Annotated in this window: 21 protein-coding genes; 13 read left to right on the plus strand and 8 right to left on the minus strand. The window is 66.6% G+C overall.

What is annotated here, in order from left to right:
• The first annotated feature begins 368 nt into the window (after positions 1-368).
• From E1N52_RS24860 to E1N52_RS24875, 4 genes are all read left to right on the plus strand, one after another.
• Positions 369-1,310 (plus strand): bifunctional enoyl-CoA hydratase/phosphate acetyltransferase, encoded by a 942-nt coding sequence (locus E1N52_RS24860; protein WP_133185381.1) that lies wholly within the window; start codon positions 369-371, stop codon positions 1,308-1,310.
• Positions 1,307-2,563, plus strand: coding sequence for an acetate/propionate family kinase (locus E1N52_RS24865; RefSeq protein ID WP_133185383.1), 1,257 nt, complete (start codon positions 1,307-1,309; stop codon positions 2,561-2,563). Before E1N52_RS24860 ends, E1N52_RS24865 begins: the two co-directional genes overlap by 4 nt.
• Before the next feature lie 105 nt (positions 2,564-2,668).
• Positions 2,669-2,944, plus strand: a complete 276-nt coding sequence (locus E1N52_RS24870; RefSeq protein ID WP_133185384.1) for a CopG family ribbon-helix-helix protein — start codon at positions 2,669-2,671, stop codon at positions 2,942-2,944.
• The gene (locus E1N52_RS24875; protein WP_133185386.1) at positions 2,941-3,264 is read left to right on the plus strand and encodes a type II toxin-antitoxin system RelE/ParE family toxin; all 324 of its coding nucleotides are present in this window, start codon (positions 2,941-2,943) and stop codon (positions 3,262-3,264) included. Before E1N52_RS24870 ends, E1N52_RS24875 begins: the two co-directional genes overlap by 4 nt.
• 40 nt (positions 3,265-3,304) lie before the next feature.
• On the opposite strand, the gene E1N52_RS24880 is transcribed toward E1N52_RS24875, so the two are convergent.
• Positions 3,305-3,916, minus strand: coding sequence for an RBBP9/YdeN family alpha/beta hydrolase (locus E1N52_RS24880; protein ID WP_133185388.1), 612 nt, complete (start codon positions 3,914-3,916; stop codon positions 3,305-3,307).
• A 279-nt stretch (positions 3,917-4,195) separates the two neighbouring features.
• Here E1N52_RS24880 and E1N52_RS24885 point away from each other — a divergent pair, with 279 nt between their 5' ends.
• The 6 genes from E1N52_RS24885 to E1N52_RS24910 all read left to right on the plus strand — a co-directional run bounded on the left by E1N52_RS24885 (position 4,196) and on the right by E1N52_RS24910 (position 8,281).
• On the plus strand, positions 4,196-5,143 hold the full coding sequence (locus E1N52_RS24885; RefSeq protein WP_133185390.1) for a 2-hydroxyacid dehydrogenase: 948 nt from the start codon (positions 4,196-4,198) through the stop codon (positions 5,141-5,143).
• Between the two features lie 62 nt (positions 5,144-5,205).
• Positions 5,206-6,129, plus strand: a complete 924-nt coding sequence (locus E1N52_RS24890; RefSeq protein ID WP_133185391.1) for a hydroxymethylglutaryl-CoA lyase — start codon at positions 5,206-5,208, stop codon at positions 6,127-6,129.
• A gap of 40 nt (positions 6,130-6,169) precedes the next feature.
• Positions 6,170-6,676, plus strand: a complete 507-nt coding sequence (locus E1N52_RS24895) for a YbaK/EbsC family protein (RefSeq protein ID WP_133185393.1) — start codon at positions 6,170-6,172, stop codon at positions 6,674-6,676.
• A 2-nt stretch (positions 6,677-6,678) separates the two neighbouring features.
• On the plus strand, positions 6,679-6,906 hold the full coding sequence (locus E1N52_RS24900; RefSeq protein WP_133185395.1) for a DUF1289 domain-containing protein: 228 nt from the start codon (positions 6,679-6,681) through the stop codon (positions 6,904-6,906).
• The gene (locus tag E1N52_RS24905) at positions 6,903-7,352 is read left to right on the plus strand and encodes a MaoC family dehydratase (RefSeq protein ID WP_133185396.1); all 450 of its coding nucleotides are present in this window, start codon (positions 6,903-6,905) and stop codon (positions 7,350-7,352) included. Before E1N52_RS24900 ends, E1N52_RS24905 begins: the two co-directional genes overlap by 4 nt.
• Positions 7,349-8,281 carry an MBL fold metallo-hydrolase gene (locus tag E1N52_RS24910; protein WP_133185397.1) on the plus strand — a complete coding sequence of 311 codons (933 nt, stop codon included), beginning with the start codon at positions 7,349-7,351 and terminating at the stop codon, positions 8,279-8,281. The genes E1N52_RS24905 and E1N52_RS24910 overlap by 4 nt, the downstream gene beginning before the upstream one ends.
• Positions 8,282-8,494: 213 nt before the next feature.
• Here the strand turns inward: E1N52_RS24910 and E1N52_RS24915 are convergent, their stop codons facing one another.
• Both E1N52_RS24915 and E1N52_RS24920 read right to left on the minus strand, forming a co-directional pair.
• Complete coding sequence (locus tag E1N52_RS24915) at positions 8,495-9,799, minus strand: DUF445 domain-containing protein (protein ID WP_133185399.1); 1,305 nt, start codon at positions 9,797-9,799, stop codon at positions 8,495-8,497.
• A gap of 101 nt (positions 9,800-9,900) precedes the next feature.
• Positions 9,901-10,809 (minus strand): DMT family transporter, encoded by a 909-nt coding sequence (locus E1N52_RS24920; protein WP_133185401.1) that lies wholly within the window; start codon positions 10,807-10,809, stop codon positions 9,901-9,903.
• Between the two features lie 159 nt (positions 10,810-10,968).
• On the opposite strand from E1N52_RS24920, the gene E1N52_RS24925 reads away from it, so the two are divergent.
• Positions 10,969-11,442 carry an Lrp/AsnC family transcriptional regulator gene (locus E1N52_RS24925; RefSeq protein WP_133185403.1) on the plus strand — a complete coding sequence of 158 codons (474 nt, stop codon included), beginning with the start codon at positions 10,969-10,971 and terminating at the stop codon, positions 11,440-11,442.
• A gap of 34 nt (positions 11,443-11,476) precedes the next feature.
• Here E1N52_RS24925 and E1N52_RS24930 read toward each other — a convergent pair whose 3' ends face one another.
• Positions 11,477-12,370: an alpha/beta fold hydrolase gene (locus E1N52_RS24930; protein ID WP_028201746.1), complete on the minus strand. Its 894-nt coding sequence runs from the start codon at positions 12,368-12,370 to the stop codon at positions 11,477-11,479.
• A 217-nt stretch (positions 12,371-12,587) separates the two neighbouring features.
• Here E1N52_RS24930 and E1N52_RS24935 point away from each other — a divergent pair, with 217 nt between their 5' ends.
• Positions 12,588-13,553 (plus strand): NAD(P)H-dependent flavin oxidoreductase, encoded by a 966-nt coding sequence (locus tag E1N52_RS24935; RefSeq protein ID WP_133185405.1) that lies wholly within the window; start codon positions 12,588-12,590, stop codon positions 13,551-13,553.
• A gap of 19 nt (positions 13,554-13,572) precedes the next feature.
• On the opposite strand, the gene E1N52_RS24940 is transcribed toward E1N52_RS24935, so the two are convergent.
• From E1N52_RS24940 to E1N52_RS44180, 4 genes are all read right to left on the minus strand, one after another.
• The gene (locus tag E1N52_RS24940) at positions 13,573-14,547 is read right to left on the minus strand and encodes a LysR family transcriptional regulator (protein WP_133185407.1); all 975 of its coding nucleotides are present in this window, start codon (positions 14,545-14,547) and stop codon (positions 13,573-13,575) included.
• A 184-nt stretch (positions 14,548-14,731) separates the two neighbouring features.
• Entirely contained in the window at positions 14,732-15,829 is a 1,098-nt protein-coding gene (locus tag E1N52_RS24945) for a porin (protein WP_133185409.1), read from the minus strand.
• Between the two features lie 544 nt (positions 15,830-16,373).
• Complete coding sequence (locus tag E1N52_RS24950; protein ID WP_133185411.1) at positions 16,374-16,841, minus strand: peptide-binding protein; 468 nt, start codon at positions 16,839-16,841, stop codon at positions 16,374-16,376.
• Between the two features lie 499 nt (positions 16,842-17,340).
• Entirely contained in the window at positions 17,341-17,514 is a 174-nt protein-coding gene (locus E1N52_RS44180) for a hypothetical protein (RefSeq protein ID WP_165979441.1), read from the minus strand.
• Between the two features lie 13 nt (positions 17,515-17,527).
• Here E1N52_RS44180 and E1N52_RS24955 point away from each other — a divergent pair, with 13 nt between their 5' ends.
• Entirely contained in the window at positions 17,528-18,574 is a 1,047-nt protein-coding gene (locus tag E1N52_RS24955; protein ID WP_133185413.1) for a bile acid:sodium symporter family protein, read from the plus strand.
• The last annotated feature ends 67 nt before the right edge of the window (positions 18,575-18,641 follow it).

An 18,641-nucleotide genomic window follows, 5' to 3' on the forward strand; every position in this document is an offset into this window, starting at 1 on the left:
CCGCGCTCACACAGGCGGCACGGCGGGCAACGGGGCCGGCAAAAGATATTCGCGGCCGCGTGCGCGCTTCATGCGCCTCGCGGCCGCGACGTGAAAAGAGCCAGATCATGTTGCACTGCGGCATCTAAAAACTTAGGCGGCGGACCCGCGAAAGTCAAGGTTCGCTGCGGGCCTCGGGGCCTCCCCGATGATCGCAACGCCCTGTGAACGAAGCATGACAGGCGCGACTGTCGGGCCTTGCCGCGACGCGTCAAGATGCCGCGCAGGCCTCGCGTACACCTGGCCGCCTGCCTCGTTCGCGCTGGTCTACACTGTTAGCGCTTTGCGCGCCGCAGCATGGTCCAAATGCACGACCTATGGAGACCGCCATGACTTCATCGCCCGACAAGTATTCGGTTCTGCTCGCCCGTTGTGGCGGCCTTGCACCCGTGCCGACCGCCGTGGCGCATCCGTGCGACGTGTCCTCGCTCACCGGGGCGCTCGACGCCGCGAACCTCGGCTTGATCGTGCCGATCCTGGTCGGCCCCGAGGCGAAGATCCGCGCGGTGGCCGAGGAAGCCGACCTGCGCCTCGATGGCATCACCATCATCGACGCACCGCACAGCCACGCCTCCGCCGAATTCGCGGTGCGCGCCGTGCGCGAGGGCCAGGCCGAACTGCTCATGAAGGGCAGCCTGCACAGCGACGAGCTGCTCCACGAAGTCGCGATCGGCGCCAATGGCCTGCGCACCGAGCGGCGCCTCTCGCACGTGTTCGCGATGGACGTGCCCTCGTACCACAAGCCGCTTTTCATCACCGATGCGGCCGTCAACATCTTCCCCAAGCTCGCCGACAAGGCCGACATCGTGCGCAACGCGATCGACCTCGTGCAGTCGCTGGGCGTCGGCACGCCCAAGGTCGCCATTCTCGGCGCGGTGGAAACGGTGTCCGAAAAGATGCCCTCCACCATCGACGCCGCCGCGCTCTGCAAAATGGCCGACCGCGGCCAGATCACGGGCGGCCTGCTCGATGGGCCGCTCGCCTTCGACAACGCGATCAGCGCCGAAGCCGCGCGCATCAAGGGCATTACGTCGCCCGTTGCAGGCGACCCCGACATCCTGCTCGTGCCCGACCTCGAAGCGGGCAATATGCTCGCCAAGCAGCTCACCTTCCTAGCCGGCGCGGAAGCGGCCGGCATCGTCCTCGGCGCGCGCGTGCCGATCATCCTCACGAGCCGCGCCGACAGCGTGCGCTCGCGCATCGGCAGCTGCGCAATCGCCGTACTGCTCGCGCATGCGCGGCGCGCGCGCAAAGCAACGGAGATCCTGTGAGCAGTGTCCAAGCCCAGCCGGCCGTGGAAGGCCATGTCGTGCTCGTGGTGAATGCGGGCTCGTCGAGCATCAAGTGTTCGGTGTATCGCGTGATCGAAGACGACCACGTGGAAGGCGGTGCGCGTGCGCTGCATGGCGCGGGCGGGCAGATCGAGGGCATCGGCGTCGCGCCGCGCATCGTCGCGCATATGGCCGACGGGCGCCTGATCGTCGACGAGAAGTTTCCCGTTGCCCAGGTCGCCGATCACGACGCCGCGTTTCGCCTCTTGCGCCTCGTGCTCGCCGTGGGCCTGCGCGACACGCCGCCTGCCGCAATCGGTCACCGCGTGGTGCACGGCGGCGCGCGCTACGCCGACGCCGTGCTCATCGACGACGATGTGATTCAGGAGCTGGACGCGCTCACGCCGCTCGCGCCCCTGCATCAGCCGCACAATCTCGCCGCGATTCGCGCGGTGCGCCAGGCCGCGCCCGAGCTGCCGCAGGTGGCGTGCTTCGACACCGCGTTCCACGCGGGCAACGACATCATGGCGCAGCTCTTCGCGCTGCCGTACAGCTATTACGGCGAGGGCGTGCGGCGCTACGGCTTTCACGGCCTCTCGTACGAGTACATCGCCAAGCACCTGCATCAGGTCGCGCCCGACATTGCGCGCGGGCGCGTCGTCGTCGCGCATCTGGGCAACGGCGCGAGCCTGTGCGCGATGAAGGACGGCAAGAGCGTCGAGACCACCATGGGCCTCACCGCGCTCGACGGCCTGCCCATGGGCACGCGCTGCGGCGCGCTCGACGCGGGCGCCGTGCTCTGGATGATGGCGAAGGGCATGGACTACCACGCCATCGAGAAGGTGCTGTATCAGGAGTCGGGCCTGAAGGGCCTCTCGGGCCTGAGCAGCGACATGCGCGAGCTGCTCGCGAGCGGCAGCGACCGGGCGAAGCTCACGATCGACTTCTATACGTATCGCATCGCGCAGGACGTGGGCAAGCTCGCCGTGGTGCTGGGCGGGCTCGATGCGCTCGTGTTCACGGCGGGCATCGGCGAGCATGCCGCACCCGTTCGCGCGCAGGTGTGCGAGCGGCTCGCGCCGGTTTTCGGCACTGTGCTCGACGCGCAAGTCAACGAGGTCGGCAGCAGTAACGGCAACGAACGCGTGAGCTCGCGCGAAAGCCGCGTTCCCGTTTTCGCGATCCGCACCGACGAAGAGGGGATGATCGCGCTCCATACGGCACGGTTGTTGCGGGCGGCGCTCAAGCGCTGAGCGGACCTCAGTCGCGGGCCACAGTCGTTTTCGCCAGAGGGCAAAGCAGGCTCGCCAGTTGCTTCAGCATTGCGGGTCTGTGCAACCCTTTAGCGGAGGTTCGCCATGGCTGGGGAAACCCAAACGCTGACCGCGCAATTGCCCCTCGAGCTCGCGCAGGAACTGGACGCCCTCGCGGACACGATCGCCCGGCCGAAGAACTGGATCGTCAGGAACGCGTTGATCCAGTATTTCGCGCGCGAGGCAGAAAAGCGCCGCCTGCTTCAGGAAGGGCTCGACGATGTGAGCGCGGGGCGCGTCGCGACCATCGAACAGGTGCGCGCCTGGGCCAACAACATCACGAACGGCACAGGCGAACAACCTGTGGCGGCCGCAGCATGAACGCCAAGGTCATTCTCGCCAACAAGGCCATGGCGGACCTTGGGGCCATCTGGAAGGGCGTCAACAAGTACCACGACGACGCCAGCGCATACCGCACCGTCAACGCGCTGCTCGACGAGGCCGAGCGCCTCGGCCAGGAAAGCGCCCAGCGTCCCGGCGATCAACTCGACGGCTACGACGGACCGCCCGCCCGCGAGGTGTATCGTTGGGTGTGTCTTGCGGGGCGCTACGAGCTGCATTACGAAGTCCTGCCGGCCTACGCGATCCAGCCCGCGACGATTGCGATCCTGCGCGCTTCGCATGCGCGCAAGGAACGCTGAGCCGCAGCATGCGCGGCGCTGTGCTTCGCTTCGCCTGATCTCAAGCGTACGCCGGACCGCCCTGGTCGAATGCCTCGTCGCGCAAGCGCCCCGGCGCTGCGCCATGGACCAGCGTATCGACGAAATACTTCGCGCGCGGCCACGGCCCGAAGCCTGCGGCCGTGTTGATGTGACCCGCATCGCCGAGATTCACGAACGTGCTGCCCAGTTGCTGCGCGAGCGCGCGGGCGCCTTCGAGCGGCATCCACGGATCGGTTTCGCTGCCGATGAGGATCGACGGCACGGGAAGCTGCCGCGCCTCGAACGCACCGGCAAAGCGGAACTTCTCGGGACTCGCGGGCGCGACGAACAGCACACCGGCAATGTCGGCGCCGCTTTCCCCCAGCACGCCAGTTTGCAGCGCATGCGCCGCCACGAGGCAGCCGAAGCTGTGCGCGGCCAGCAGGAACGGCCCGCGCTCGCCCGCTAGCCGCCGTGCGAGCCCCGCGCCCCAGACCGCGAGATCGGGCGCGTCCCAGTCGTCCTGCTCTGCGCGCAGCGAGCGCGCGAACTGGCGTTCGAGCCAGCTCTGCCAGTGAGCGCCGTCGCTGCCGTGCAGGCCCGGCACGGTGACGAGGCGGGGCGGCCAACGCATTTGCGCGCACGAAAGCATGATTTTTTCCTTGCTGGAACACGGCGTGAATCGATTGTGGCCTGCGAGCCGCGCGTGCCGAACCAATTTTTTTTGCTTAGCTTTTCGGCGACGCCGGCGTGGTGCGCTGCGAGATGCGCTGCGCTCAGGCGCGCCGCGATTTGCCCGGCGGGCGCGGGCCTGAAAAAGTAGAATGGTGCCGGTGCACGCGGCTCTCGCGGCCCTTGCGGGCCGCGTGCAGCGCAACAGCGCGCGTAGGTTCGAGCCCCACAGCCGTTACCAGGGACAGGTTCACCCATCATGAAGATCATTTTCTGGTTCCCGCAGACCGACGCCTCCACGTGGCTCCACGGCCTCGCGCGCGCCCTGCCCGATGCCGAGTTGCGCGAGTGGCAGCCCGGCGACACCGACCCCGCCGACTACGCGGTCGTCTGGCATCCGCCGCGCGAACTCTTCGGCGTGCCGGGGCTTCGCGCCATCTTCAATCTGGGCGCGGGCGTCGACGCGATCCTCGCCCACGAACGCGAGCGGCCGGGCACGCTGCCCGGCACCGCCATGCTCGTGCGGCTCGAAGACTCGGGCATGGGCCGGCAAATGAGCGAGTACGTGCAGCATGCCGTGCTGCGCTACCTGCGCCGCTTCGACGAATACGCGCTCGCGCAGGCGCGCCGCGAATGGCACGTGCTTGCACCGCATCCGCACGAGACCTTCACCGTGGGCGTGCTGGGCCTCGGCGTACTGGGCGCGCAAGTGGCGCACGCGATCGCCTCGCTCGGCGTGCCGGTGCGCGGCTTTTCGCGCAGCATGAAGACGATCGAGGGCATCGAAACGTATTCGGGCGAGTTGCACGGCGAGCAGTTCGACGCCTTCCTCGACGGCGTCAAGCTGCTCGTGAACCTGCTGCCCGCCACGCCCGACACCGAAAGCGTGCTCAATGCGCGTACCTTCGGCAAGCTCTCGCGCGGCGCGTATTTCGTGAACGTGGCGCGCGGCACGCATCTGGACGAACAGGACCTGCTCGACGCGCTGACAAGCGGCACGCTCGCGGCGGCGACACTCGACGTGTTCCGCGAAGAGCCGCTGCCGCCCGATCATCTCTTCTGGCGCGAGCCGCGCATCACGATCACGCCGCACAGTTCGGCGCTCACGTTGCGCGACGAAGCGATCTCGCAAGTCGCCGACAAGATCGGCGCACTGGCTCGCGGGGAAACCGTGAGCGGCGTAGTGCATGTCGGGCGCGGCTACTGAACATCGGCACGTCGCATCGGCACATCGCGAAGCATTTTCAAAAAATCGTTGGAGACACGGCAATGGCATTACCCACCGCAGTGAAAATCGTCGAAGTCGGCCCGCGAGACGGCCTGCAGAACGAGAAGGAATTCGTTCCGACCGCAACGAAGATCGAACTCATCAACCGGCTCTCGGCCGCGGGCTTTCCGAACATCGAGGCCGCCTCGTTCGTCTCGCCCAAATGGGTTCCGCAGATGGCCGACGGCGCCGAAGTCATGGCCGGCATCGAGCGCCGCAGCGGCGCGATCTACTCGGTCCTCACGCCGAATATGCGCGGCTTCGAAGGCGCGCTTGCCGCGCGCGCGGACGAGATCGTGATCTTCGGCGCGGCGAGCGAGGCGTTCTCGCAGAAGAACATCAACTGCTCGATCGCGGAAAGCATCGAGCGCTTTGCGCCCGTGGCGCAAGCCGCGAAGGAGCACGGCGTGCGCATTCGCGGCAGCGTGTCGTGTGCGCTCGGTTGCCCGTATCAGGGCGAAGTGCCGGTCGCTTCGGTCGTCGATGTCGTGGAGCGCTTCGCCGCGCTCGGCTGCGACGAGATCGACATTGCCGACACCATCGGCGTGGGCACGGCGAAGCGCGTGCACGAAGTGTTCGAAGCGGTGACGAAGGTGTTCCCGCGCGAGCGCCTTTCGGGCCACTTCCACGACACCTACGGCCAGGCCCTCGCCAACATCTACGCGGCGCTCGAAGAAGGCATCGCCATTTTCCACGCCTCGGTCGCGGGCCTTGGCGGCTGTCCGTATGCGAAGGGCGCCACGGGCAACGTCGCGACCGAAGACGTGCTGTACCTCATGAACGGCCTGGGCATTCAAACCGGCGTCGACCTGAACCAGGTCGTCGCGGCGGGCGACTTCATTTCGAACGCCATCGGCCGGGCGAACGTCTCGCGCGCGGGCAAGGCCCTGCTCGCGAAGGCCCGCAGCGAAGCCGCCTGCTCGTGATACGCGACCCATCGAATCGCAGTACGAAGGAAATCAACTCATGACGGAAACCCTCGACAACCTCGACGCCCTGCCCGACTCCGCGCGCCGTGTCGCCCTGATGCTGCGCGAGCGCGGCCACGCCAAGCCGGTCGTGATGCTGCCCGAGACCGGCAAGACTTCCGCCGAAGCCGCCGCGGGTCTTGGCTGCGAAGTCGCGCAGATCGCCAAGTCGATCCTGTTCCGCCGACGCGAAGACGACGCGCCCGTGCTCGTGATCGCGAGCGGCGCGAACCGCGTGGACGAAAAGAAAGTGGCCGCGCACGTGGGTGAGATCGGCCGCGCCGACGCGAAGTTCGTGCGCGAGAAGACCGGCTACGCGATTGGCGGCGTGTGCCCGATCGGTCACGCCACGACGCCCGTCACGCTGATCGACGCCGATCTGTTCGAGCTCGAAAGCCTGTGGGCCGCCGCCGGTCATCCACATGCGGTGTTCAACCTCTCGCCACAGGAACTGGAAACGCTGACCGGCGCGCCCGTGGTGGACGTCGCGCTGCGCGACGCGTGAGCATGACCGCGATTCACGACACCGTCACGCCGCCGCCCTCGCCTTGCATCAACATCTGCCGCATGGATGAGCGCAGCGGCTTGTGCGAGGGCTGCCTGCGCACCATCGACGAAATTGCGAACTGGTCCACGCTCGACAACGCAGCGAAGCGCGCCGTCTGGGACGCGATCGAGACGCGGCACGCCGAATGGGTCGCGAAGCGCTTCGCGTCACAAGGAGAAAAACAATGAACGCGCCCGCCCGCGTCGTCACGGTCGGCGAGACGTTCCGTTCGACGCTTCAGCTCACGCCCGAATCGGTGAAATCGTTCGGACTGCTCGTGAACGACATGAACCCGCTGCACCACGACGAAGCCTACGCGGCGCAAAGCCGCTTTGGCGGACTGATCGCATCGGGCACGCAACCGACCGCGCATTTCATGGCGCTGCTCGCCACGCACTACTCCCAATACGCGCAACCGCTCGGGCTCGAATTCGACATGAAGCTCAAGCGCGCCGCGCACGCGAACGACACGATCACGTTCGAGTGGCGCGTGGATGAAGCGTGGTGGAAGCCGAGCCTGAACGGCGATCTCGTGAAGCTCGCGGGCGAGGCCGTGAACCAGAAAGGCGAAACGCTCGTGGTGGGGCGCGCGACGATCCTCGTCATGCCCAAGCCCGAGCACGCACCGGCATGAGCGCCGCGCCCGCACTCCCCGAATCGATCCGCGTGTTCGAGCGCGGCTGGCTGTCGTCGAACAACGTGCTGCTCGTCGACGAGGCGCGCGCCGCACTCGTCGATACCGGCTACGCCACGCACGCCGAACAGACGCTTGCGCTCGTGCGCCACGCGCTGGGTCCGCGAGCACTCGACCTCATCGTCAACACGCACCTGCACTCCGACCATTGCGGCGGCAACGCGCGGCTGCAGGCGCAATGGCCCTGCGCGACGCTGATCCCCGCGGCCAGCGCGCCTGTCGTGCGCGACTGGGACGAAACGCGTTTGAGCTTTCTCGCCACCGGGCAGACCTGCGACCGATTCGCGTTCACAGGCACGCTCACGGCGGGCGAACGGCTCGCGCTGGGCGGCTTCGAATGGGAGGTGATCGGCGCTCCTGGGCACGACCCCGACTCCGTGATGCTCTACGCAGCCGAGCCGCGCCTGCTCATCAGTGCCGATGCGCTTTGGGAGAATGGCTTCGGCGTGATCTTTCCCGAGCTTGAAGGCGAAAGCGGATTCGCCGAGCAGCACGCGGTGCTGGAAGCCATCGCGAAGCTCGAAGTCAGCGTGGTCATTCCGGGCCACGGCAAGCCGTTCACGCACGTCGACGCGGCGCTGGAGCGCGCGTTCTCGCGCCTCGCCTGGCTGCGCGCCGACCCGGCCCGCAACGCGAAGAACGCGCTCAAGGTGCTGATCGTCTTCAAGCTGCTGGAAGTGCGCGCGATGACCTTGGACGCGCTACTGGCGATGCTGGAAAGCGCCGCGTCCCTGCGCGCCGCCGCGCAGCAACTCGCCCCACGCAGCGCGTGGCCGGGGCTGCTGCGCGAACTGGCTGGGGAACTGGCGAAGAACGGAGCACTGGTCATGAACGGCGAACGCCTCGAAGCGCCGGCGGCTGCGGTCTAACCGGGCTGCTGGCAAACAGCTCGAAAGGCGCAAAAAAAACGCTCGTCCGTTTTCCGGACGAGCGTTGGAATTAGCTCTGACGTGATCAAACTGTCGAGGGCATGATACTCGCGCCAGAATTCCCGAAGCATCAGTGATTTCCCTACAGATGACCTACGCCCGCAGACATGGCGTATCAGCGCACGCTGCGTTTATCTGGAATCCGAATCAATCTCAGTGCCCGAGCTTGAGCCGCACAAGTTCGAACAGATGCGAACACAGGTAAAGTCCGAGCCCGATCGCGCCGCCGATCACCGTGCCGTTCACGCGGATTTTCTGCAGATCCTTGCCGATTTTCAATTCGATGAGCCGCGCGGTCTCGCGCGTGTCCCAATTCTTCACGGTGTCGCGAATGTGGTGCGTAAGGTAGCGCGCAAAGTCAGGCGCCATGGCGCGCGCGGCGTCTTCGAGATGGCCGCTGAGTGAAGCGCGCAGGTCGGCGTCGGCGGCGAGCGTCTCGCCTAGCCACTGGCCCGTTGCGGCGACCTTCGCGTGCAGCGCCGAGTCTTCGCGCTCCAGATCGTCGCGCAGCCACGCACGCAGGCTGTCCCACAGCGCGCGCGTGTAATCGTTGAGCGCGCCGCCCTCGCTCAGGCTCGCCTTCAGTTCCTCGCCCTTGCGCAGGAACGCCGGATCGCTCTTCAGCTTCACGATCAGCTTTTCCACGACCTCGTCGAACTTCTGGCGCAGCTGGTGTTCGCGATCCTCGCTCACCTGCAACAGCAGCCGGTTCACGGCGCTTTCCACCACGCGCGCGCCGCTCTCGCCGATCCACTCACTGGGCAAAAACTTCTCGGTCGTCGGATAGTCGCTCTTGAGCCAATCGACGATGGCCGATGCGACGAAGGCGCGCGTGCCGTCGTCGCGCAACACAATGGCGAGCTGCTCGAGCATCTGGTCGAGCAACTCCTGGTGGCGGCCGTCCCGCGTGAGCGTGTCGAGAATCGCGCCAGCCGACTTCGAGAAGTCGACGCGCGCGAGCGCCGCGTGCAGGCTGTCGCGGATGAAGCCCTGGATGCGCGCGTCGTCGGTGAGGCCGAGCACGCCCGACATCATGCGCACCGCGTAGTCGCCCAGGCGCTGCGCATTTTGCGGTGCGGTGAGCCAGCTGGAAAGGCGCGCCACCGGATCGTGGCGCCGGATCAGCCCGACGAGCGAACCCACGTCGAGAAACTTGTCGCGCACGAATGCGGCGAGTTCGTCGGCGATGCGTTCCTTGTTGCGCGGAATCACGCCGGTATGCGCCGAAACGAATGGAATCGGAACGCGCCGGAACAGCGCGACGACCGCGAACCAGTCGGCGAGCCCGCCGACCATTGCCGCTTCGCTCACGGACTTGACGCCGTCCGTCACGACGCCTGGCGGAAAAAAGAGTGCCGTGCCGGCGAAGACGAGCGCCGCAGCCAGCAGAAACGCCAGCGCCTGGCGCTTGGCGCGCGTGAGTTCGGCTTCGTCCCGTGGGGCGTGCAAAGGCGTCATGAGGAGCAGGGAGTCGCGGGTTCGAATCGCGACATTATGCTGCCCGCACGCAAACCCCCGCACGCCGAAGCGCCCCGTCGGCGCTGTGCGCTCGCTATGCCTCAGGCCGAACGCGCGTGCCGTCGTTGCGGCACGATCCGCCAGCCGAGGTTCACGCCCGCCGCCGCGACGAGGATGAGCACGGCGCCCACCACCTGGATCCACGCGAGGCGCTGGCCGAACGCGAACCAGTCGACGAGGATCGCGACCACCGGGTAGATGAACGAGAGCGCGCCCGTCATCGCCGTGGGCAGCTTCTGGATCGCGCCGTAGAGCAGCACGTACATGATGCCCGTGTGCACGATGCCGAGCGTGACGAGCTGCGCCCAGTGCACCGGGGTGGCCGGCAGCGTGCCGTAGTGGATGAACGGTGCGAGCGCGAGCGCACCGAACGCGAGCTGCACGAGCGCGATCAGGTGGGGCGGCGTGCCCTTGAGATGCCGCGTGATGATCGACGAGATCGCGTAGAGAAACGCCGCGCCCGCCGCGTAGGCCACGCCCTGCAGATACTCGCCTGGCACCGCGAGCACGGCGGGTTGCACCTCGACCACGCACACGAGGCCGAGGAAAGCCACCGCCAGCCATGCGAGCGTCGAAGCGCTCACGCGCTCGCGCAAAATCAGCACGCCGAGACCGACCAGCATGAACGGCTGCGTGTTGTAGACGGCCGTGGCCATGGAGATCGAAGCGCGCGAATAGGCGGCGAACAGCAACACCCAGTTCGCGACGATGGCAGCGCCCCCCAGCACGGCGAGCGCGAGCGTGCGCAGCGGCAGGTGCTTGCGGCGCAGCAGGCCGAGCGCGGCGCACACGAGCGTGAGCGTCGCGCCGCCCAGCACGCAGCGCAAAAAGGCGATGTTGATCGGGGCCTGGCGCGAGGCGACCACGAGCCAGCCGATGGTGCCGGACATCAGCATCGCGACGACCATCTCGGCGGCGCCGCGGCGAATTTCAGGGGTGTTGGAAGACATGAGCTTGCATCCTCGTTGTAGCGGACGAAGGGCGCGCGGCCCTTCGCATCTGCAAGCCAGTTTATCGGCTGCAAGGCGAGGAATACATGGCTAAACTTAGGCGAGAGGCAACCCTTGCCTTCGATTGAAAGGCCAACCTGGCGGAGCACCCACGCAATCATGAACCGACGCCCGACCCCGACGCCCGCCGCGGCCCCGCTCGACGACATCGACCGCATGCTGCTCGCGGCACTGGCCGAGGACGCGCGCGCGAGCGTCGCCGAACTGGCCAAGCACGTGGGGCTTTCGGCGCCGAGCACGTCCGAACGGCTGCGCCGGCTCGAGGCGCAAGGCGTGATTGGCGGCTATACGGTGCAGATCGATCCGCGCGCGCTGGGCTACACGCTACAGGCCATCGTGCGCGTAAAGCCGCTGCCCGGACAATTGCACCTGGTGGAAGAGGTGCTGCGGCGCATTCCCGAATTCGTCGAGTGCGACAAGGTCACGGGCGACGACTGCTTCATCGCGCGGCTGTATCTGCATTCGATCGAGCAACTCGATGAAATTCTCGCGAAAGTCACCGAGCGCGCCGAAACCAGCACGGCCATCGTCAAGTCCACGCCGGTGCCGCGCCGCCTGCCGCCGCTGCGCTGAAGCCCCGGGCGCGGCGGCCCACAGCTACGGCCCGTCAGCGCTCCGTGGTCTCGAAGAACGCCAGCATCTCCTCGACCAGCGCCTCGCTCGCCTCCTCGGGAATGTAGTGGCCGCACGGTAGCGCGCGCCCGCTCACGTCGCGCGCCACCTTGCGCCATTCGGCGAGCGGGTCGAAGCAGCGCTCGATCACGCCTTCCGCGCCCCACAGCACGCGCAGCGGGCACGCCACCTTGTTGCCGCGCTCGAGATCGGCGCGGTCGTGCTCGAGGTCGATGGTTGCCGAGGCGCGGTAGTCCTCGCACATCGCGTGGACGGCGCCCGGCTGGCGCAGCGCCGCGCGGTAGGCGCCCAGCGCCTTCGGCGCGAAGGGAGCAAGACCCGCGTGACGGCTGCCCATGACACGCTCGATATAGACGTCGGGGTTCGCTTCGATCAGCGTTTCCGGCAACGGCTCAGGCTGGATCAGGAAGAACCAGTGGAAGTAGAGCGTGGCGAACTCGCGGTCGGTCTGCTCGTACATGGCGAGCGTGGGCGCGATGTCGAGCAGCATGAGCCGCTCGACGGCATCGGCGTGGTCGAGCGCCATGCGGTGGGCGACGCGCGCGCCGCGGTCGTGCGCGCACACGAGAAAACGCTCGTGGCCGAAGTGGCGCATGACTTCGACCTGATCGGCCGCCATCGCGCGTTTCGAATAGGCGGCGTGCGTGTCGTCGCTGGCCGGTTTCGAGGAGGCGCCGTAGCCGCGCAGATCCGTCGCGATGACGGTGAAGTGCTGCGCGAGCGAGGAGGCGCACCGGTGCCAGATCATGTGCGTCTGCGGATGGCCGTGCAGCAGCAATAGCGGCGGTCCGTCGCCGCCCTTCACGCCGCAGATGTCTACGCCGCCCGCAGTGCGAACGGTGAAAGGCTGGAATCCGTCGAAGGGCATGGGGCTAGTCTCTTGTGTTTGTTGGTCTGCGGACATTGTATGAGGCGAGTGCGACTCGAAAATGTGCTTTTGGACCCGCAGCGGTAGAAACCGAACACTCCCTCGAAAACCGCACGAGGGATCCGCACGCGGGATGCCCGATCGGCCCCACGCCTATAATCGAACGGCCGATTTCGCGCCCCCGCCATCAATCGAAGCGCCGCAAGGAGACCTCCCCATGGCACTGCCCGCCGTCCTGCAAAACCTCTCGCTGCCCGTCGTGGGCTCGCCGATGTTCATCGTCAGCTATCCGGAGCTGGTGCTCGCGCAGTGCAAGGCGGGCATCGTCGGCTCGTTTCCGGCGCTCAACGCGCGGCCCGCCGAGGAACTGGGCGTCTGGCTCACGCAGATCCGGGAGGAACTCACCGCGTACAAGAGCGCGAACCCCGAGGCCGTCATCGGGCCGATCGCCGTCAACCAGATCGTGCATCAGTCGAATGCGCGGCTCGAGCACGACGTGCGCGTCTGCGTCGAGCACCACGTGCCGATCTTCATCACTAGCCTGCGCGCGCCGCCGCGCGAACTGCTCGACGCCGTGCACAGCTACGGCGGCATCGTGCTGCACGACATCATCAACCTGCGCCACGCCGCCAAGGCGCTCGAAGCGGGCGTGGACGGCCTGATCCTCGTCGCCGCGGGCGCGGGCGGCCATGCGGGTACGACCTCGCCGTTCGCGCTCGTGGGCGAAGTGCGGCGCATCTTCGACGGCCCGATCGTGCTGTCGGGCGCGATCGCCAACGGCGGCTCGATCCTCGCCGCCCAGGCCATGGGCGCGGACCTCGCCTACATGGGCACGCGCTTCATCGCGACGAAAGAAGCGCACGCCGTGGACGACTACAAGCACGCCATTCTCGAAGCGAAGGCCGCGGACATCGTCTACACGAACCTCTTCACGGGCGTGCACGGCAACTACATCCGCGAGAGCATCGTGAACGCCGGACTCGATCCGGATGCGCTGCCCGAATCGGACAAATCGAAGATGGATTTCGGCGCGGGCACCTCGAAGGCGAAGGCCTGGAAAGACGTGTGGGGTGCGGGCCAGGCGGTGGGCCTGATGGACGACGTGCCCTCCGTGGCGGATCTCGTGGCGCGCCTGAAGCACGAGTACGAGGCGACGAAGGCGCGGCTCGGCGTGGGCCGCTGAGCGCGAGGCGCGCCCGGCTTCAGCTCCGGGCGGACGCAGTCCGTGCGGCGTCGGCATTGACCGCAGCCGCGCGGATCGCCTCGACGCCCGGCCAGAGTTCGCGCTCCGAAAAACGCGCGGCAAGGAAATCGACGAACGAGCGCACCTTCGCCGACAGATGGCGTCGGCTCGCGTACACGGCGTAGATCGGCAGCTCACGCGGCGGCAGTGCGTCGACGAGCAGCGGCACGAGGCGCCCTTCGGCGATATCGTCGCCCACCACCTCGGTGCCGAGCATCGACAGCCCGCCGCCTTGCAGCACCACCACGCGCAGCGCTTCCAGGTGATTGACGATGAGGTTGCCGCCCGGCTTCGGCTTCATGCCGCCCGCGCCCTCCGCGAACGGCGCGAGTTCCTGGGCCGAAGCCCCCGCGTACTGAACGAAGTTGTGCCGCGCGAGATCGGCCACGCTCTTCGGCGCGCCGTGGCGGCGCAGGTATTCGGGCGAGGCGCACAGCACGATGTGCGCGGTGGCGAGCGGCCGCGCGATCAGCGAAGAAGACTTGAGCCCCGAAGGCGCGGCGCGGATCGCCACGTCGAAGCCCTCGTCGATCAGCTCGACCACGCGGTCGGACAGCGTAATGTCGACGGTCACCTGGGGAAATCCGGCAGCGTAGTCGGCTACCGCGCCCATCACATGACGCAGCCCGAACGCCGTGAGCGACGACACGCGCAGGCGCCCCTGCGGCACCACACTCGCCGCGCCCACGGCCTGGCCGGCCTCGTCGAGTTCGGTAAGCGCCTGGGCCACGCGCTCGTAGTACTCGCGCCCCGCCTCCGTGGGCGCGACGCGGCGCGTGGTGCGATTCAAGAGCCGCGCGCCGAGCTGCTGCTCCAGATGCATCACATGCTTGCTCGCCATAGCGGCGGACATGTTCATCCGCTCGGCCGCCGCGACGAAGCTGCCCGCCTCCACCACCTGGCGGAACACTTTCATGCTGACGAGGGTATCCATTGCGCGGCCTTCAACTCGAACATAAATAAACGGGAATCAATCGACGATATTTTCCTCGTTTTATCAAATACGGGTGTTGAAACGCGCAGGCGTGCCCGATATGAAGCTGCCCAGAAAGCAAAAACCCCGCGCTGCATGCAGCGGGGGTTTTCGCGTCCAACTTCGAACTGACAGGCTGCGCCGCTTAGAACTTCGCGCGCATGCCCACGCCGTAGGTCTGGCCGCTCGACATGTTGTCGAAGTGGTCGTACATGTACGCGGCGTAGATGTCGGTGCGCTTGGAGAGCGGGTAGTCGTAGCCGATGGCCGCCGTCTGGCGCGTCTGGTTCAGGCCGCCGCCGTCGCGCGAGTACGCATACGACGCCATGACCGTGCCCGGGCCGGCCGGAACCGTCACGCCGCCCTGGGCGGTGTTGACGTGCCAGCTGCCCACCTGCTGCCAGTTTGCCGTGTACATGTACTGGCCGAAGAACTTCACGTACTTGAGGTCGTACGAGAGGCCGACCTGCGCCACGCCCTGGCTCTTCAGGCCGATGATGGTCGTGTCGCCGCTCACGATGCTGCCGATGTCACCCGGCGTGTTGTTGAAGTTCACGTACTGGTAGACAGCCGTAGCCGCGAACGGGCCGTGGAAGTACAGGCCCTGCACGCTCCACTTCTTCGAGCCGTTCTGGCCGGCCTGGTTGCCGAACGCGTACATGGCCGAACCCGAGAGGCCGTTGAAGTTAGGCGTCGAGTACTGCACGGCGTTGTTCCAGCCCGAGTCGCCCACCACGCCCTGGTCGGTCGTGTAGGTCGGGAACGTCGAGAGGCCGAGGTACACGTGGTACACCATCGGCGAGAAGGTGTACGAATCGATGAACGGGTTGAAGAGAATCGTCGAGACGAACAGTTGCGTCGTCAGGCGCCCCGCCGTCACCGTGCCGTACGGCGATTCGAGGCCGACGTACGCATTGCGCGCGAAGAACGTGTCACCCGCGAAGCGGCCGTACTGACCGTTTTGCGCGCGAAAGAAGCTTTCCAGTGTGAAGATCGCCTTGTAACCGCCGCCCAGATCTTCCGATCCCTTCATGCCCCAGTACGACGTGGACATGCCCCCGCCGCCCACGTTCCAGGCGGTCTGGCCGCCCGGGAATTTCGTCGCCCCGACCCACTCGTCGACTTGGCCGTAGAGCTGGACGCTCGACTGCGCAAACGCCGACGACGACGCGGCGGCAAGAACAGCGGCGAGCGCGCTCGCCTTCAGGGTAGTGCGCAGCGCGCGGCTGACCGTTGTATTCATGGGTTCTCCAGTCTTTGTCAAAAAAGGGTGTCGGGCGGCTAAGGCGCTCGCGCAAAGCTTTGTTTTTTCGTCGTTCGCAGGCGTGGCCGTTCTGGGCGGATCCATCTTTGCGGACCATTTTTATGGTCAAAAATAACCGGTGTTATTGCCGGTATATCGGGCGGATTAGTTTGCCGCCGATAGAACCCGATTTGCCGCTGTCGACTCTGCTTTGCGCTGCGCTGCGTCACGGTTAATCGCAGCCTGCCGGGCCGCGCCCAGTGGGGCGCTCCCGCACGCACGGGGCTGCGAATGACGCGCCGCCGAAACGAAAGCGAGATTTGAGACGAAAGGGTTCTGTATGACGAGAGATTTCCAAAAAAGTGTGGTATCCACGCGTCAGTTTTCACTGCGTGGACAATCGCATCTCGTTTTGGACGTGTTTTGGCCGCGCTAGCAGGTCAATGCCTGAAGCGAATCCGGAGGTAATTGCGGAGGCGAATCAAATGAAGAAAGCGGGAGAAATCGCGGGGGGAGGCAAGCGAAAGCGGCCGCGAGGCAGCGCTCAATTACGGTAAGGCGAAGGCATGGGCGGACGCGGAACCTCGCCGCCGTTGCGCGGGAACGGCCGGAAAGTACCGCCGCGCTCCTCGTTGTAGCGCGCGACGTCTTCGCGGATCGAGCCCGCGCGCACCGGCGAGTCGGCCGGCGGATGCGGCACCTGACGCGATTCCGTGCTCACGGGCGTGATGGGATTGCCGCGATAGCCACCGTAGCCGCCGAACGGCGTGCCGTAGCTGTAGTCGCGATGCGGGGCCTGCTGCTGGACCTGACCTTGCCACTGGTTCGGCGAACGGTTACCGCCGCGCTCGTACCGGCCGCCCTGGTCGGCCACGCGCATGGGCGAAGGGGCACCGGCGTAAGCGGCGGGGCCACGGCCACGTTCAGGGGCGCCGCGGTAGCCGCCGCCCCACGCCATGCCGCCGCCGCCGCGCGGCGCGGGCATCGAATGCATGGCGGGCATCGTGGGCATGGAAGGCGCGCGCGCGAAGCCGCCGCCCCCCCCGTGCCCTTGAAAACCGGGCTGAGCATGGGCGAGCGCAACGAAGGCCGCTAATCCGGCCCCCAAGACCCACTGTCCCAGTTTTGACAACCCTGCCTGCATTCTGACGTTTCACCTGCCCGACGTTCGCGCCTGGCATCCCCCACTCGGGCTATGGCGGGCCAGTCCCGGGACGCTCGCCGCGCGAGTGCGTAACGATTGCCGCCACAACGGTTCGGGCGTCCCTTTGACGGTAATTTATGGGCGTGCCGTATGGGTGTCGAGCCAAAAGATGTTATGCCGCCCGAAGGGTTGTAACACCATGTTACTGCTGGGTTTTCCGGCTTCGGGCAAGCCCTGGGAAGGCCGCCTGGCAAGGCTCTCCGGGCAGATGTAAGAAGGGTTCGTTTTATGCTTGAGTCACGTCTGAACATCTGAAGAATGCGCGGACTCCTGACGACTTTTGCGGCCCGGGAATGCCGCTCGCAGGTCAATGAGGAATCCGGCATAAGGCAGCATTGATGCCGTCGATACATGCGTAACCATCATTAATCGATGCTTCAAATGAATTTGCATTTTCAATCGCCTTGCGCCGACAATAGACGTCCCGATTCACCGTTGCACGCACATCGATCTGCGCGCAGCCAGGCGCCCAGGCGCGCATTTGAGATTGTCCGATGGCACGTCCGAAATTCCTGCCCGATAACTTCACCCTTTGCCTCGTCGGCACGGTGATCCTTGCGAGCCTGTTCCCGGTACACGGCCAGGCCGCCACCGGTTTCAACTGGCTGACCAATGTGGCCGTCGGCCTGTTGTTCTTCCTGCACGGCGCCAAGCTCTCGCGCGAGGCGATCGTCGCCGGTGCGACGCACTGGCGGCTGCACATCGTCGTGCTGCTCAGCACCTTCGTGCTGTTTCCGGCGCTGGGCCTGGCCCTCAAGCCCGTGCTTTCGCCGCTCGTCACGCCGGCGCTCTACGCGGGCGTGCTGTTCCTCTGCACGCTGCCTTCCACGGTGCAGTCGTCCATCGCGTTCACCTCGATTGCGCGCGGCAACGTGCCCGCCGCCGTCTGCAGCGCTTCGGCGTCGAGCCTGATCGGCATCTTCGTCACGCCCGCGCTCGTGAGCCTGATCGTCACGAACCAGAGCGCGAGCGGCGGCTCGGCGTGGCACACCGTGTGGAACATCGTGCTGCAACTGCTCGTGCCGTTCGTGGCGGGCCAGTTGCTGCGCCCCGTGATCGGCCGATGGATCGAGCGCAACAAGGGCGTGCTCAAGTTCGTCGATCAGGGCTCGATCCTGCTCGTGGTGTTCGGCGCGTTTTCCGAAGCCGTGAACGAAGGTCTCTGGCATCACATTCCGCTCACCGCGCTCGGCGGCCTGCTCGTGGTGAACGCCGTGCTGCTCGCGCTCGCGCTGGGCATCACGATGTTCACGAGCAAGAAGCTCGGCTTTTCGCGTGCCGACCAGATCACCATCATTTTCTGCGGCTCGAAAAAGAGCCTCGCGGCCGGCGTGCCGATGGCGAAGGTCATCTTTGCTTCGAACGCCGTGGGCGCGGTCGTGCTGCCGCTGATGCTGTTCCACCAGATCCAGCTCATGGTGTGCGCAGCCCTCGCCCAGCGCTGGGGCGCCCGCGACATGAGCGCCGAGCGCGCCGCCAGCGCGGGCGACGAATCGCGCGCCGGCGCAAGCGAGCGTACCGCCACCGCCGCGCGCCGCTAAGCGTCGTTCACTCCGTCATTCGGGGCGGCGAGAAATCGCCGCCCTGCTGTAGCAAACGCCGCGGCTC

This window comes from Paraburkholderia guartelaensis (genome assembly GCF_004353905.1).
Classification (GTDB): domain Bacteria; phylum Pseudomonadota; class Gammaproteobacteria; order Burkholderiales; family Burkholderiaceae; genus Paraburkholderia; species Paraburkholderia guartelaensis.

Excerpts from the sequence above, each read along its gene's own strand:
- E1N52_RS24940 (WP_133185407.1), bottom strand. The coding sequence starts at position 14,547 with ATGGATACCCTCGTCAGCATGAAAGTGTTCCGCCAGGTGGTGGAGGCG.
- E1N52_RS24890 (WP_133185391.1), top strand. The coding sequence starts at position 5,206 with ATGGCATTACCCACCGCAGTGAAAATCGTCGAAGTCGGCCCGCGAGAC.
- E1N52_RS24920 (WP_133185401.1), bottom strand. The coding sequence starts at position 10,809 with ATGTCTTCCAACACCCCTGAAATTCGCCGCGGCGCCGCCGAGATGGTC.
- E1N52_RS24910 (WP_133185397.1), top strand. The coding sequence starts at position 7,349 with ATGAGCGCCGCGCCCGCACTCCCCGAATCGATCCGCGTGTTCGAGCGC.
- E1N52_RS24880 (WP_133185388.1), bottom strand. The coding sequence starts at position 3,916 with ATGCTTTCGTGCGCGCAAATGCGTTGGCCGCCCCGCCTCGTCACCGTG.
- E1N52_RS24870 (WP_133185384.1), top strand. The coding sequence starts at position 2,669 with ATGGCTGGGGAAACCCAAACGCTGACCGCGCAATTGCCCCTCGAGCTC.
- E1N52_RS24950 (WP_133185411.1), bottom strand. The coding sequence starts at position 16,841 with ATGCCCACGATGCCCGCCATGCATTCGATGCCCGCGCCGCGCGGCGGC.
- E1N52_RS24885 (WP_133185390.1), top strand. The coding sequence starts at position 4,196 with ATGAAGATCATTTTCTGGTTCCCGCAGACCGACGCCTCCACGTGGCTC.
- E1N52_RS24895 (WP_133185393.1), top strand. The coding sequence starts at position 6,170 with ATGACGGAAACCCTCGACAACCTCGACGCCCTGCCCGACTCCGCGCGC.
- E1N52_RS24875 (WP_133185386.1), top strand. The coding sequence starts at position 2,941 with ATGAACGCCAAGGTCATTCTCGCCAACAAGGCCATGGCGGACCTTGGG.
- E1N52_RS24900 (WP_133185395.1), top strand. The coding sequence starts at position 6,679 with ATGACCGCGATTCACGACACCGTCACGCCGCCGCCCTCGCCTTGCATC.
- E1N52_RS24955 (WP_133185413.1), top strand. The coding sequence starts at position 17,528 with ATGGCACGTCCGAAATTCCTGCCCGATAACTTCACCCTTTGCCTCGTC.
- E1N52_RS44180 (WP_165979441.1), bottom strand. The coding sequence starts at position 17,514 with ATGCGCGCCTGGGCGCCTGGCTGCGCGCAGATCGATGTGCGTGCAACG.
- E1N52_RS24930 (WP_028201746.1), bottom strand. The coding sequence starts at position 12,370 with ATGCCCTTCGACGGATTCCAGCCTTTCACCGTTCGCACTGCGGGCGGC.
- E1N52_RS24945 (WP_133185409.1), bottom strand. The coding sequence starts at position 15,829 with ATGAATACAACGGTCAGCCGCGCGCTGCGCACTACCCTGAAGGCGAGC.
- E1N52_RS24925 (WP_133185403.1), top strand. The coding sequence starts at position 10,969 with ATGAACCGACGCCCGACCCCGACGCCCGCCGCGGCCCCGCTCGACGAC.
- E1N52_RS24860 (WP_133185381.1), top strand. The coding sequence starts at position 369 with ATGACTTCATCGCCCGACAAGTATTCGGTTCTGCTCGCCCGTTGTGGC.
- E1N52_RS24905 (WP_133185396.1), top strand. The coding sequence starts at position 6,903 with ATGAACGCGCCCGCCCGCGTCGTCACGGTCGGCGAGACGTTCCGTTCG.
- E1N52_RS24915 (WP_133185399.1), bottom strand. The coding sequence starts at position 9,799 with ATGACGCCTTTGCACGCCCCACGGGACGAAGCCGAACTCACGCGCGCC.
- E1N52_RS24935 (WP_133185405.1), top strand. The coding sequence starts at position 12,588 with ATGGCACTGCCCGCCGTCCTGCAAAACCTCTCGCTGCCCGTCGTGGGC.